The organism is Pseudomonas sp. B22(2017) (assembly GCF_002113105.1).
GTDB classification, from domain to species: domain Bacteria; phylum Pseudomonadota; class Gammaproteobacteria; order Pseudomonadales; family Pseudomonadaceae; genus Aquipseudomonas; species Aquipseudomonas asiatica.
In genome coordinates, this window is the sequence record NZ_NEJN01000004.1 from 431,916 (window position 1) to 445,094 (window position 13,179).

Below are 13,179 nucleotides of genomic sequence, written 5' to 3' on the forward strand. Positions count from 1 at the left end.
GATGTCAGCCTGTCGCATTGATGTGTTTTAGAGGCACATCCGCGGTAGACCGAAAACGCACTTTTCTGTAAGCTACAGCTTTAGTGTGTCCACTAAAAGCGCGCAGCGAATTGAATTCAGCACATGAAAGCGGGGTGACGTGTCCATACGTCACTCCGCTTTTTTGCAACCTGCGATCGCCCTTTCATGCTTGATTTACGGGAGGTCTTCTTGACAAAGCCAGCCATACTCGCCCTTGCCGACGGCAGTATTTTCCGCGGTGAAGCTATCGGTGCCGACGGTCAGACCGTTGGTGAGGTGGTATTCAACACCGCTATGACCGGCTACCAGGAAATCCTTACAGACCCTTCCTATGCGCAGCAAATCGTTACCCTGACCTACCCGCACATCGGCAATACCGGTACTACCCCGGAAGACGCCGAGTCGAACCGCGTCTGGTCCGCTGGCCTGGTCATTCGTGACCTGCCGCTGCTGGCCAGCAACTGGCGTAACACCCAGTCGCTGCCTGAGTACCTCAAGGCCAACAACGTCGTCGCCATCGCCGGCATCGACACCCGTCGCCTGACCCGAATCCTGCGTGAAAAGGGCGCTCAGAACGGTTGCATCCTCGCCGGTGACAACATCAGCGAAGAAGCCGCCATCGCCGCTGCCCGCGCTTTCCCGGGCCTGAAGGGCATGGACCTGGCCAAGGTCGTTTCCACCAAGGAACGCTACGAGTGGCGCTCCAGCGTGTGGGAACTGAAGACCGACAGCCACCCGACCATCGAAGCCGCTGACCTGCCTTACCACGTGGTCGCCTTCGACTACGGCGTCAAGCTGAACATCCTGCGCATGCTGGTTGCCCGTGGCTGCCGCGTGACCGTGGTGCCGGCCCAGACTCCGGCCAGCGAAGTGCTGGCACTCAACCCGGACGGCGTGTTCCTGTCCAACGGCCCTGGTGACCCCGAGCCTTGCGACTACGCCATACAGGCGATCAAGGAAATCCTCGAGACCGAGATCCCGGTATTCGGTATCTGCCTGGGCCACCAGCTGCTGGCCCTGGCTTCTGGCGCCAAGACCGTGAAAATGGGTCATGGCCACCACGGTGCCAACCACCCGGTCCAGGATCTGGACACCGGTGTGGTCATGATCACCAGCCAGAACCACGGCTTTGCCGTTGACGAGGCCACCCTGCCGGGCAACGTCCGCGCCATCCACAAGTCGCTGTTCGACGGCACCCTGCAGGGTATCGAGCGTACCGACAAGAGCGCGTTCAGCTTCCAGGGCCACCCTGAAGCGAGCCCAGGCCCGACCGACGTCGCGCCACTGTTCGATCGTTTCATCGATGCCATGGCCAAGCGCCGCTGAGCATCCTGCTTCAAGGCCCCGGGCCGGCTTGCGCCGCGCCCGGAAGCGCCTGACCCAGATTGTTCAAAGCGGCTTGCCGACTGACCCCGGATTTGAGTGACAACCATGCCAAAACGTACAGATATCAAAAGCATCCTGATTCTCGGCGCTGGCCCGATCGTGATCGGCCAGGCCTGCGAATTCGACTACTCCGGCGCCCAGGCCTGTAAAGCCCTGCGCGAGGAAGGTTTCCGCGTCATCCTGGTGAACTCCAACCCAGCCACCATCATGACCGACCCGGCCATGGCCGACGCCACCTACATCGAGCCGATCAAGTGGCAGTCGGTGGCCAAGATCATCGAGAAAGAGCGCCCGGACGCACTGCTGCCGACCATGGGTGGCCAGACTGCACTGAACTGCGCCCTGGACCTGGAGCGCCACGGCGTTCTGGAAAAGTTCGGCGTGGAAATGATCGGTGCCAATGCCGACACCATCGACAAGGCCGAAGACCGCTCGCGCTTCGACAAGGCCATGAAAGACATCGGCCTGGAGTGCCCGCGCTCCGGTATCGCCCACAGCATGGAAGAAGCCAACGCCGTCCTCGAGCGCCTGGGCTTCCCGTGCATCATCCGTCCGTCGTTCACCATGGGCGGCACCGGTGGTGGTATCGCCTACAACCGTGAAGAATTCGAAGAAATCTGCGCCCGTGGCCTGGACCTGTCGCCGACCAAGGAACTGCTGATCGACGAATCGCTGATCGGCTGGAAGGAATACGAGATGGAGGTTGTCCGCGACAAGAAGGACAACTGCATCATCGTCTGCTCGATCGAGAACTTCGATCCGATGGGCGTGCACACCGGTGACTCGATCACTGTCGCCCCGGCACAGACCCTGACTGACAAGGAATACCAGATCATGCGCAACGCCTCCCTGGCGGTGCTGCGTGAAATCGGTGTTGAAACCGGCGGTTCCAACGTGCAGTTCGGTATCTGCCCGAACACAGGCCGCATGGTCGTGATCGAGATGAACCCGCGCGTTTCGCGTTCCTCGGCGCTGGCCTCCAAGGCCACTGGCTTCCCGATCGCCAAGATCGCTGCCAAGCTGGCTGTCGGCTACACCCTCGACGAACTGCAGAACGACATCACCGGCGGCCGCACCCCGGCGTCCTTCGAGCCGTCGATCGACTACGTCGTCACCAAGCTGCCGCGCTTCGCCTTCGAGAAATTCCCGAAAGCCGACGCCCGTCTGACCACCCAGATGAAGTCCGTGGGTGAAGTCATGGCCATCGGCCGTACCTTCCAGGAGTCTCTGCAGAAAGCTCTGCGCGGCCTGGAAGTCGGCGCCTGCGGCCTCGACCCGAAAGTCGACCTGGCCAACCCCGAAGCCAGCAGCATCCTCAAGCGCGAGCTGACCGTACCGGGCGCCGAGCGTATCTGGTACGTGGCTGACGCCATGCGTGCCGGCATGACCTGCGAGCAGATCTTCGACCTGACCGGCATCGACATGTGGTTCCTGGTGCAGATGGAAGACCTGATCAAGGAAGAAGAGAAGGTCAAGACCCTGGCCCTGTCGTCGATCGACAAGGACTACATGCTGCGCCTCAAGCGCAAGGGCTTCTCTGACCAGCGCCTGGCCAAGCTGTTGGGTATCACCGACAAGAACCTGCGCCGTCACCGCCACAAGCTGGAAGTGTTCCCGGTGTACAAGCGCGTCGACACCTGCGCTGCCGAATTCGCTACCGACACCGCCTACCTGTACTCCACCTATGAGGAAGAGTGCGAGGCCAGCCCGTCGACCCGCGACAAGATCATGATCCTGGGTGGCGGCCCTAACCGTATCGGCCAGGGTATCGAGTTCGACTACTGCTGCGTACACGCCGCACTGGCGCTGCGTGAAGACGGTTACGAGACCATCATGGTCAACTGCAACCCGGAAACCGTCTCCACCGACTACGACACATCCGACCGCCTGTACTTCGAGCCGCTGACCCTGGAGGACGTGCTGGAAGTGTGCCGTGTCGAGAAGCCGAAAGGCGTGATCGTCCACTACGGTGGCCAGACACCGCTGAAACTGGCCCGCGCCCTGGAAGAAGCCGGCGTACCGATTATCGGTACCAGCCCGGATGCCATCGACCGCGCTGAAGACCGCGAGCGCTTCCAGCAGATGGTTCAGCGCCTGAACCTGCTGCAGCCGCCAAACGCCACCGTGCGCAGCGAAGAAGAAGCCATCAGCGCTGCTGGCGGCATCGGCTATCCGCTGGTAGTGCGCCCGTCCTACGTACTGGGCGGCCGTGCCATGGAAATCGTCTACGAGCTGGACGAGCTCAAGCGCTACCTGCGCGAAGCCGTGCAGGTGTCCAACGACAGCCCGGTACTGCTCGACCACTTCCTCAACTGCGCCATCGAGATGGACGTGGATGCGGTGTGCGACGGCACCGATGTGGTGATCGGCGCCATCATGCAGCACATCGAGCAGGCCGGCGTTCACTCCGGTGACTCGGCGTGCTCGCTGCCACCTTACTCGCTGAGCAAGGAAGTGCAGGACGAAGTCCGCGTACAGGTCAAGAAAATGGCCCTGGAACTGGGCGTGGTCGGCCTGATGAACGTGCAGCTGGCCCTGCAGGGCGACAAGATCTACGTGATCGAAGTCAACCCGCGCGCTTCGCGTACCGTGCCGTTCGTCTCCAAGTGCATCGGCACCTCCCTGGCGATGATCGCGGCCCGCGTCATGGCCGGCAAAACCCTGAAAGAGCTGGGCTTCACCCAGGAAATCATCCCGAACTTCTACAGCGTCAAGGAAGCCGTCTTCCCGTTCGCCAAGTTCCCGGGGGTTGACCCGATCCTCGGCCCTGAGATGAAATCGACCGGTGAAGTCATGGGTGTCGGTGACAGCTTCGGTGAAGCCTTCGCCAAAGCCCAGATGGGTGCCAGCGAAGTACTGCCGACCGGCGGTACCGCATTCATCAGCGTGCGTGACGACGACAAGCCGCAAGTGGCTGGCGTTGCCCGCGACCTGATTGCCCTGGGCTTCGAAGTGGTCGCCACTGCCGGCACCGCCAAGGTTATCGAGGCGGCCGGCCTTAAAGTGCGCCGTGTGAACAAGGTGACCGAGGGTCGCCCGCACGTGGTCGACATGATCAAGAACGACGAGGTGTCGCTGATCATCAACACCACCGAAGGCCGCCAGTCGATCGCCGATTCCTACTCGATTCGTCGCAATGCGCTGCAGCACAAAATTTACTGCACCACCACCATTGCGGCCGGTGAAGCCATCTGCGAGGCGCTGAAATTTGGTCCGGAAAAGACCGTTCGCCGCCTGCAGGATCTGCATGCAGGACTGAAAGCATGAGCATTACCAAGTACCCGATGACCGTCCAGGGCGCTCGCGCCCTGGAAGAGGAGCTGCTCTTCCTGAGCAAGACCGAGCGCCCGCGCCTGAGCCAGGCCATTGGTGAAGCGCGCGAACTGGGTGACCTGAAGGAAAATGCCGAGTACCACGCTGCTCGTGAAGAGCAGGGCATGGTCGAGGCGCGTATCCGCGATATCGAAGGTCGCCTGCAGAACTCGGTGGTGATCGATGTGACCACCATCCCTCACACCGGCAAGGTGATTTTCGGTACCACCGTGGTACTGGCCAACACCGAAACCGATGAAGAGGTGTCCTACCAGATCGTCGGCGAGGATGAAGCCGACGTGAAACAGGGCAAGCTCTCGAGCGGAGCGCCGATTGCCCGTGCCATCATCGGCAAGGAAGAAGGTGATACTGTCGTCGTCAAGACGCCTAGCGGCACGGTCGAGTACGAGATTGTCGAAGTCAAGCACATCTGACCGGCGCCTGCGGGCGCCATCCCTCGAGGGGATCCTCTGGCAGCTGGCCCAGGTTTTCTGGGTCGGCGGCTTGTGGGTGTTTCACGTGGGGTTGGTGCCCGCGCTCAAGGTCAGTGGCCTGGCGCCGCTGCTGGTGCAGGATGTCGCCGGGCAGATCGACCGCTGGTTGATCGGCGTGGCGCTGCTTGGCTTGTTGACCCAGCTGGCAGTGCTGGCAAGGGTGGACGGCCTGTCGGCCTGGTGGCGGCAGTTCCGCGGCCAGATGCTGCTGCTCGGCTTCGGTGCCTGCGTGGGGTATTACACCTTGCGCTACGGTATTTCCGTTGGCGAGCGTTGGCAGCTGCTCTGTTTCCTGGTACTGGGCTTTTCCGGCATCGTGCTGGTGGCCCAGCCGGTTCCGGTCAAGGTGCGCCGCTAAACGGCTCGAGATCGCTGGGGCCGCTTCGCGGCCCATTGCCGGCAAGCCGGCTCCCACACCGACCGCATCGAATTCAGGCCATGCGCCGTACCTGTGGGAGCTGGCTTGCCGGCGATGGGCTGCGCAGCAGCCCCTTTGCCGTTACTTGTAACGGTGGATATTGGACAGTTGCTTGTTCGGCTGTGGGTTCTTGCGGTAGATCAGCGCTTTCTTGCCGATGGTCTGCACCAGTTCGGCACGGCCGGCCTTGCACAGTTCGGCAATGGTCTCGGCGCGCTCTTCGCGGTCTTCCGAGCGAATTTCGACCTTGATCAGCTCATGGTCGACCAAGGCGCGCTCCAGTTCGGCGATGACGCCTTCATTCAAACCGTTGCCAGCGACGATCAGGACCGGCTTCAGGTCATGACCAATGGACTTGTATTGCTTCTTCTGCTCGTTATTGAGCGGCATAATCTGACCCTTTCCGTCTGATTCTGTAAAATTGACCGGCATTTTACCCGAGGGCCACCGGCTCCGCCCAGTCAATCACGACGCATATCATCGAGGTGCCCCGTGGTACAACGTTCCAAAAGCAGCGCAAACTGGCTGCGAGAGCATTTCAACGATCCTTTTGTGAAACAGGCACAAAAGGACGGCTACCGCTCGCGTGCGAGCTACAAACTGCTGGAGATCCAGGAAAAGGACCGGCTGATCCGCCCAGGTATGAGCGTGATCGATCTCGGCGCTGCTCCTGGTGGCTGGTCGCAGGTGACCAGTCGTCTGATTGGTGGCCAGGGCCGCCTGATCGCGTCCGACATCCTGGAGATGGACTCGATCCCCGATGTGACCTTCATCCAGGGCGATTTCACCCAGGATGAAGTGCTGCAGCGCATTCTCGAGGCCGTCGGCGATTCGCACGTAGACCTTGTGATTTCCGACATGGCCCCCAATATGAGTGGTACGCCTGCGGTGGACATGCCGCGTGCCATGTTCCTCTGCGAGCTGGCCCTCGATCTGGCAACCCGCGTGCTAAAGCCCGGCGGCGATTTCCTGATCAAGATTTTCCAGGGCGAAGGTTTTGACGTGTACCTCAAGGACGTGCGCAGCAAGTTCGACAAGGTACAGATGCGCAAGCCGTCGTCGTCGCGTGACCGTTCCCGCGAGCAGTACCTGCTGGGCAGGGGTTTCAAAGGGGCATGAAAGGCGTGAAGCGTGGTCGCCGATAGTTATTTCCAATCGGCCGCCGCGTCAGGATCGTCCGAACTTCGTGTAGTCTAGCTTTCACAAAGGGTTACAGACGGTGCCTGCGGCTGCGTAGGTAATGTAGTAAGTTAGGGCGATGAATATCATGCGAGGAACGGCTGCGTCGTGCGCCGACCTCAGAGGGTAGCGAATTGAACGACATGGCAAAGAATCTGATCCTGTGGTTGATCATCGCAGCTGTCCTGGTGACAGTGATGAACAACTTCTCCAGCCCTAACGAGCCGCAGACCCTCAACTATTCCGACTTCATCCAGCAGGTCAAGGATGGCAAGGTCGAGCGTGTGACCGTCGACGGCTACATCATCACCGGCAAGCGCGCCGATGGCGACAATTTCAAGACCGTGCGTCCGGCCATTACCGACAACGGCCTGATTGGCGACCTGGTCGACAATCACGTCATCATCGAAGGCAAGCAGCCTGAGCAGCAGAGCATCTGGACACAGCTGCTGGTAGCGAGCTTCCCGATCCTGGTGATCATCGCCGTGTTCATGTTCTTCATGCGCCAGATGCAGGGCGGAGCGGGGGGCAAGGGCGGGCCGATGAGCTTCGGCAAGAGCAAGGCGCGCCTGTTGTCTGAAGACCAGGTCAAGACCACCCTGGCCGACGTTGCAGGTTGCGACGAAGCCAAGGAAGAAGTCGGCGAGCTGGTCGAGTTCCTGCGCGACCCGGGCAAGTTCCAGCGCCTGGGCGGTCGTATCCCGCGCGGCGTGCTGATGGTCGGCCCGCCCGGTACCGGTAAGACCTTGCTTGCCAAGGCCATCGCCGGCGAAGCGAAGGTGCCATTCTTCACCATTTCCGGTTCGGACTTCGTGGAAATGTTCGTCGGTGTCGGTGCCAGCCGTGTGCGCGACATGTTCGAACAGGCCAAGAAACACGCCCCATGCATCATCTTCATCGACGAGATCGACGCCGTTGGTCGGCACCGTGGCGCAGGCATGGGTGGCGGTCACGACGAACGTGAGCAAACCCTCAACCAGTTGCTGGTGGAGATGGACGGCTTCGAGATGAACGATGGCATCATCGTCATCGCCGCTACCAACCGTCCGGACGTGCTCGACCCGGCGCTGCTGCGCCCCGGCCGCTTCGACCGTCAGGTGGTGGTGGGCCTCCCGGACATTCGTGGTCGCGAACAGATCCTCAAGGTACACATGCGCAAGGTGCCGGTCGGCGAGAACGTCAACCCGGCGGTCATTGCCCGTGGTACCCCTGGCTTCTCCGGTGCGGACCTGGCCAACCTGGTCAACGAGGCCTCGCTGTTTGCCGCGCGCGCCAACAAGCGCCTGGTCGAAATGAAAGAGTTCGAACTGGCCAAGGACAAGATCATGATGGGCGCCGAGCGCAAGACCATGGTCATGTCCGAGAAAGAAAAGCAGAACACTGCCTACCACGAGGCTGGTCACGCCATTGTCGGTCGCCTGGTGCCTGAGCACGATCCGGTCTACAAGGTTTCGATCATTCCGCGTGGCCGTGCCTTGGGCGTGACCATGTTCCTGCCGGAAGAAGACCGCTACAGCCTGTCCAAGCGCGCACTGATCAGCCAGATCTGCTCGCTGTACGGCGGCCGTATCGCCGAGGAAATGACCTTGGGCTTCGACGGCGTCACTACCGGTGCGTCCAACGACATCATGCGTGCCAGCCAGATCGCCCGCAACATGGTGACCAAGTGGGGCCTTTCCGAAAAACTCGGGCCGCTGATGTACGCCGAGGAAGAAGGCGAGGTGTTCCTGGGTCGCAGTGCTGCGAGCCAGCACGCCAGCGTTTCCGGCGAAACCGCCAAGCTGATCGACTCGGAAGTGCGCAGCATCATCGACCAGTGCTACGCCACGGCCAAGCAGCTGCTCACCGACAACCGTGACAAGCTCGATGCCATGGCCGAAGCGCTGATGAAGTACGAGACCATCGACGCCGAGCAGATTGACGATATCATGGCTGGCCGTACCCCCCGCGAACCGCGCGACTGGGATGATGACTCGGCTTCGGGCAAACCAGCTGCCCAGGGTGATCGCCCGGAATCGCCGATCGGCGGTCCAGCGGCTCAACACTAAGGGCATCTATGAGCTCAGTGCAGTACCCGACCCGGTTGCCTTGCGGCAACCGGGTTCTTGATTTGTCGCGTACCCATGTCATGGGTATTCTCAATATCACCCCTGATTCCTTCTCCGATGGCGGGCGCTTCAACCAGCGTGATGAGGCGTTGCGTCATGCCGAAGCTATGGTTGCCGCAGGTGCCACGCTGATCGACATCGGCGGAGAGTCCACGCGGCCGGGTGCGCGCGCGGTATCGGTGACCGAGGAGCTGGAGCGGGTGGCCCCCATGGTCGAGGCGATCAACAGCCGACTCGACGTGGTCATCTCGGTCGATACCTCCACGCCAGCCGTCATGCGTGAATCGGCACGCCTCGGTGCAGGGTTGATCAACGACGTGCGTGCCCTGGAGCGCGATGGCGCCCTGGACGCAGCCGCGGATACCGGCCTGCCGGTGTGCCTCATGCACATGCGTGGCGAGCCGGGTAACATGCAGGACGACCCGCATTACGAAGATGTGACCGCCGACGTTACGCGCTACCTTGAACAGCGAATGGTCGCCTGCGCCGCGGCGGGCATCGACGCAAACAGAATCATCCTTGATCCGGGCTTCGGTTTCGCCAAGACACTGTCGCACAATCTGAGCCTGTTCAAGCACATGGAAGCGCTCTATCGCCTTGGGCGCCCGCTGCTGGTGGGTGTTTCACGCAAGAGCATGATCGGCCTGACGCTGGAACGTCCGGTCGGCGAGCGGTTGTATGGCAGCCTTGCGCTGGCGGCGTTGGCCATGACCAAGGGGGCGAGCATCCTTCGTGTCCATGACGTGGCCGAAACCGTTGATGTGGTGCGCATGATCGCTGCGGTGCAAAACGCCGAATAAGAACATTGGAGTCCCTATGAGCAGAAAATACTTTGGTACCGACGGCATTCGTGGCCGCGTCGGCGAATACCCGATCACGCCTGACTTCATGCTGAAGCTTGGCTGGGCGGCCGGCATGGCCTTCCGCAAGCAAGGCCACTGCCGAGTGCTGGTTGGCAAGGACACGCGTATCTCCGGCTACATGTTCGAGTCCGCACTCGAAGCCGGCCTGTCCGCGGCAGGTGCCGATGTGATGCTGCTCGGGCCGATGCCTACGCCGGCCATCGCCTACCTGACGCGTACCTTCCACGCCGAGGCCGGCATCGTCATCAGCGCCTCGCACAACCCGCACGATGACAATGGCATCAAGTTCTTCTCGGGCCAAGGGACCAAGCTGCCGGACGAAGTCGAGTTGATGATCGAGGAATTGCTCGATCAGCCGATGACCGTTGTCGAGTCGGGCAAGCTGGGCAAGGTTTCGCGCATCAACGATGCAGCCGGCCGCTACATCGAGTTCTGCAAGAGCAGTGTGCCGACCAGCACCAGCTTCGACGGCCTCAAGCTGGTTGTCGATTGCGCCCACGGTGCCACCTACAAGGTCGCGCCAAGCGTTTTCCGCGAGCTGGGTGCCGAAGTGACCGTGCTGCATGCCCAGCCAGACGGCCTTAACATCAACGAAGGCTGTGGCTCGACTCACATCGAATCGCTTCAGGCTGCCGTGCTGGTAGGCCATGCCGACCTGGGCATTGCCTTTGACGGTGATGGCGACCGCGTGCTGATGGTCGACCACACCGGCGCCATCGTTGATGGTGACGAACTGCTGTTCATCATTGCTCGCGACCTGCAGGAGCGTGGCAAGCTGCAGGGCGGGGTGGTGGGCACGCTGATGAGCAACCTGGGCCTGGAGCTTGCGCTGAAGGAACTGGATATCCCGTTCGTGCGGGCCAAGGTCGGTGACCGTTACGTCATGGCTGAGTTGCTGGAGCGTGAGTGGCTGGTCGGTGGTGAAAACTCCGGTCACGTCGTGTGCTGCAATCACACCACCACTGGTGACGCGATCATCGCTGCGCTGCAGGTGCTGATGGCACTCAAGCGCCGTGGCGAAACCCTGGCCCAGGCTCGTCAGGCCCTGCGCAAGTGCCCGCAGGTGCTTATCAACGTGCGCTATGGCGCCAGCAAGGTCGACCCGCTGGAGCACCCGGCGGTCAAGGAGGCCAGTGCCAAGGTGACCGAGGCCTTGGCAGGCCGCGGCCGCGTGCTGCTGCGAAAATCCGGTACCGAGCCGTTGGTGCGGGTGATGGTCGAGGGCGAGGACGAAAGCCAGGTGCGTGCGCACGCAGAAGCGTTGGCCAAACTGGTCGGCGAAGTTTGTGTCTGAAGGCGCTTGCCAGCGCAGATAGGGTTGGGTACTATCTGCGCCCACTTTGACCGACGAGGTAAAGCATGCGTCGCCCTATGGTAGCTGGTAACTGGAAGATGCACGGTACCCGCGCTAGCGTCGCTGAGCTGACCGAAGGCTTGAGAAATCTGGCCTTGCCGAGCGGAGTGGAAGTCGTTGTATTTCCACCGGCCTTGTTCATCAATCAAGTGATCGATGGCCTGGCAGGTAAGGAAATTACTGTCGGCGCACAGAATTCTGCAGTACAACCCGAACAGGGTGCGCTGACCGGAGAAGTTGCTCCGGAACAGCTGGTTGAAGCAGGCTGCAAGTTGGTGTTGATTGGTCATTCGGAGCGTCGCCAGGTCATTGGTGAAACCGACGAAGTGCTCAATCGCAAGTTTGCAGCGGCCCAGGCCAAAGGTTTGAAACCAGTGCTTTGCATCGGGGAAACCCTTGAAGAGCGCGAGGCTGGCAAAACGCTCGAAGTTGTCGGGCGTCAACTAAGCAGTATCATCGAGGCATTCGGTGTTAAGGCTTTTGCCAATGCAGTAATTGCCTATGAGCCTGTATGGGCCATCGGTACCGGCCTTACGGCCACGCCACAGCAGGCTCAGGATGTGCACGCAGCCATTCGTAGCCAGTTGGCGGCAAAAGATGCTGAAGTGGCTGCGAAGGTGCAGTTGCTGTACGGCGGCAGCGTGAAGGCGGCCAATGCGGCCGAACTGTTCGGCATGCCGGATATCGATGGGGGGCTCATTGGTGGAGCTTCCCTGAACGCAGACGAATTCGGTGCAATTTGTCGCGCCGCAGGAAACTGAACAAATGCTGGAAACAGTCATCGTTGTTTTTCATCTGTTGGCAGCGCTGTCGCTTGTAGTGCTGGTTCTGTTGCAACAGGGTAAAGGTGCGGAAGCAGGTGCATCTTTCGGCGCGGGTGCTTCAAATACCGTGTTCGGGAGCCAGGGTTCTGCAACGTTTCTGAGTAAATTAACTGCTATACTCGCTGCCACTTTCTTTTTGACAGCACTTGGGTTAGGATACTTCGCGAAGCAACAAGCTCACCAGCTTAGCCAAGCAGGTCTTCCAGATCCAGCAGTGCTAGAAGTGAAAGAGCCGCAGAAACCGGCAGTTAATGATGATGTACCGGTGCTCCAGCAGCAGAAGAGCGAAACCACTCCTAACACGGGTGATGTACCTCCTCCGGCACAAGAGCAGAAGTAACGGGTTTCAAGTAGTAGTATTGCCGAGGTGGTGGAATTGGTAGACACGCAACCTTGAGGTGGTTGTGCCCATAGGGTGTAGGGGTTCGAGTCCCCTTCTCGGTACCAATTAAAGCTTGAGAGCCCGCTTTAGCGGGCTTTCTTGCAGGTGAAGGTTCGGATTTGACCCTCAAGAGGGTTCGGTCTTATACTTTTGCCCCAGCTTTGTCGCGGGGTGGAGCAGCTTGGTAGCTCGTCGGGCTCATAACCCGAAGGTCGTTGGTTCAAATCCAGCCCCCGCAACCAGCTTCAGCGGAGCCCCTTTTCAGGGGCTTTTTGCTAACCGAACAGTTTTCGGCGTCGTTGTCCAACGGCGCTTTCAGGGATGGGCGCTTCGCCCATTTTTTATTTGCACAGCATGCACGAGGGGGTTCAGGTGTCGAGCAAGCTAGAACAGTTGCAGGCCTTGTTGGCCCCGGTTGTCGAGGGTCTGGGCTATCAATGCTGGGGGATCGAATACGTTTCCCAGGGTAAGCATTCGGTACTGCGCATCTACATCGACAAGGAAGGCGGCATCCTGGTGGACGACTGCGAAGCGGTCAGCCGTCAGGCCAGCGCAATTCTCGATGTGGAAGATCCGATCAGCAGTGAATACACCCTCGAGGTGTCTTCTCCAGGCATGGATCGCCCACTGTTCACTCTGGAACAGTTTGCCTCGCATGCCGGCGAACAAGTGAAGATCAAGCTGCGCTCACCCTTCGAGGGTCGTCGTAACTTCCAGGGCCTTCTCCGCGGTGTGGAGGAGCAGGATGTGGTGGTCCAGGTGGACAATCAAGAATTCCTGTTGCCGATCGACTCGATCGACAAGGCCAATATTATTCCCAGTTTTGACTGAGACGTGC

At 60.5% G+C, this 13,179-nt stretch carries 12 protein-coding genes and 2 tRNA genes; 13 read left to right on the forward strand and 1 reads right to left on the reverse strand.

From position 1 onward, the window contains the following. The first annotated feature begins 210 nt into the window (after positions 1-210). The 4 genes from carA to CAG18_RS12360 all read left to right on the forward strand — a co-directional run bounded on the left by carA (position 211) and on the right by CAG18_RS12360 (position 5,571). On the forward strand, positions 211-1,347 hold the full coding sequence (gene carA, locus CAG18_RS12345; RefSeq protein ID WP_013974294.1) for a glutamine-hydrolyzing carbamoyl-phosphate synthase small subunit: 1,137 nt from the start codon (positions 211-213) through the stop codon (positions 1,345-1,347). Positions 1,348-1,452: 105 nt separating this feature from the next. Next, positions 1,453-4,674, forward strand: coding sequence for a carbamoyl-phosphate synthase large subunit (gene carB, locus CAG18_RS12350; RefSeq protein ID WP_085720961.1), 3,222 nt, complete (start codon positions 1,453-1,455; stop codon positions 4,672-4,674). After that, a complete protein-coding gene (greA, locus tag CAG18_RS12355) occupies positions 4,671-5,153 on the forward strand; it encodes a transcription elongation factor GreA (protein ID WP_170976259.1) in 483 nt (160 codons plus the stop codon). The genes carB and greA overlap by 4 nt, the downstream gene beginning before the upstream one ends. Continuing rightward, positions 5,131-5,571, forward strand: a complete 441-nt coding sequence (locus tag CAG18_RS12360) for a hypothetical protein (RefSeq protein WP_052261053.1) — start codon at positions 5,131-5,133, stop codon at positions 5,569-5,571. Before greA ends, CAG18_RS12360 begins: the two co-directional genes overlap by 23 nt. Before the next feature lie 141 nt (positions 5,572-5,712). On the opposite strand, the gene yhbY is transcribed toward CAG18_RS12360, so the two are convergent. Further along, positions 5,713-6,021: a ribosome assembly RNA-binding protein YhbY gene (gene yhbY / locus CAG18_RS12365; RefSeq protein WP_003249945.1), complete on the reverse strand. Its 309-nt coding sequence runs from the start codon at positions 6,019-6,021 to the stop codon at positions 5,713-5,715. 102 nt (positions 6,022-6,123) lie between these two features. Here yhbY and rlmE point away from each other — a divergent pair, with 102 nt between their 5' ends. The 9 genes from rlmE (at position 6,124) to rimP (ending at position 13,172) form a co-directional block, all read left to right on the forward strand. Beyond that, positions 6,124-6,750, forward strand: a complete 627-nt coding sequence (rlmE, locus tag CAG18_RS12370) for a 23S rRNA (uridine(2552)-2'-O)-methyltransferase RlmE (protein ID WP_015271862.1) — start codon at positions 6,124-6,126, stop codon at positions 6,748-6,750. 203 nt (positions 6,751-6,953) lie between these two features. Further along, a complete protein-coding gene (gene ftsH, locus CAG18_RS12375; protein WP_015271861.1) occupies positions 6,954-8,858 on the forward strand; it encodes an ATP-dependent zinc metalloprotease FtsH in 1,905 nt (634 codons plus the stop codon). 8 nt (positions 8,859-8,866) lie between these two features. Next, the gene (gene folP / locus CAG18_RS12380) at positions 8,867-9,718 is read left to right on the forward strand and encodes a dihydropteroate synthase (protein WP_015271860.1); all 852 of its coding nucleotides are present in this window, start codon (positions 8,867-8,869) and stop codon (positions 9,716-9,718) included. Positions 9,719-9,734: 16 nt separating this feature from the next. Further along, entirely contained in the window at positions 9,735-11,075 is a 1,341-nt protein-coding gene (gene glmM, locus CAG18_RS12385; protein ID WP_061551381.1) for a phosphoglucosamine mutase, read from the forward strand. Positions 11,076-11,140: 65 nt separating this feature from the next. Next, positions 11,141-11,896 (forward strand): triose-phosphate isomerase, encoded by a 756-nt coding sequence (gene tpiA / locus CAG18_RS12390; protein ID WP_015271858.1) that lies wholly within the window; start codon positions 11,141-11,143, stop codon positions 11,894-11,896. A 4-nt stretch (positions 11,897-11,900) separates the two neighbouring features. Next, a complete protein-coding gene (gene secG, locus CAG18_RS12395; protein WP_015271857.1) occupies positions 11,901-12,299 on the forward strand; it encodes a preprotein translocase subunit SecG in 399 nt (132 codons plus the stop codon). 21 nt (positions 12,300-12,320) lie between these two features. Next, positions 12,321-12,406 (forward strand) — tRNA-Leu (locus CAG18_RS12400). Positions 12,407-12,506: 100 nt separating this feature from the next. Then, a tRNA-Met gene (locus tag CAG18_RS12405) sits at positions 12,507-12,583 on the forward strand. A gap of 130 nt (positions 12,584-12,713) precedes the next feature. After that, positions 12,714-13,172 carry a ribosome maturation factor RimP gene (gene rimP / locus CAG18_RS12410; RefSeq protein WP_003249960.1) on the forward strand — a complete coding sequence of 153 codons (459 nt, stop codon included), beginning with the start codon at positions 12,714-12,716 and terminating at the stop codon, positions 13,170-13,172. Positions 13,173-13,179 lie beyond the last annotated feature (7 nt).

Bases quoted from the DNA above. Each gene is read 5' to 3' on its own strand.
- tpiA (WP_015271858.1), top strand. From the start codon at position 11,141: ATGCGTCGCCCTATGGTAGCTGGTAACTGGAAGATGCACGGTACCCGC.
- carB (WP_085720961.1), top strand. From the start codon at position 1,453: ATGCCAAAACGTACAGATATCAAAAGCATCCTGATTCTCGGCGCTGGC.
- glmM (WP_061551381.1), top strand. From the start codon at position 9,735: ATGAGCAGAAAATACTTTGGTACCGACGGCATTCGTGGCCGCGTCGGC.
- ftsH (WP_015271861.1), top strand. From the start codon at position 6,954: ATGGCAAAGAATCTGATCCTGTGGTTGATCATCGCAGCTGTCCTGGTG.
- secG (WP_015271857.1), top strand. From the start codon at position 11,901: ATGCTGGAAACAGTCATCGTTGTTTTTCATCTGTTGGCAGCGCTGTCG.
- yhbY (WP_003249945.1), bottom strand. From the start codon at position 6,021: ATGCCGCTCAATAACGAGCAGAAGAAGCAATACAAGTCCATTGGTCAT.
- greA (WP_170976259.1), top strand. From the start codon at position 4,671: ATGAGCATTACCAAGTACCCGATGACCGTCCAGGGCGCTCGCGCCCTG.
- folP (WP_015271860.1), top strand. From the start codon at position 8,867: ATGAGCTCAGTGCAGTACCCGACCCGGTTGCCTTGCGGCAACCGGGTT.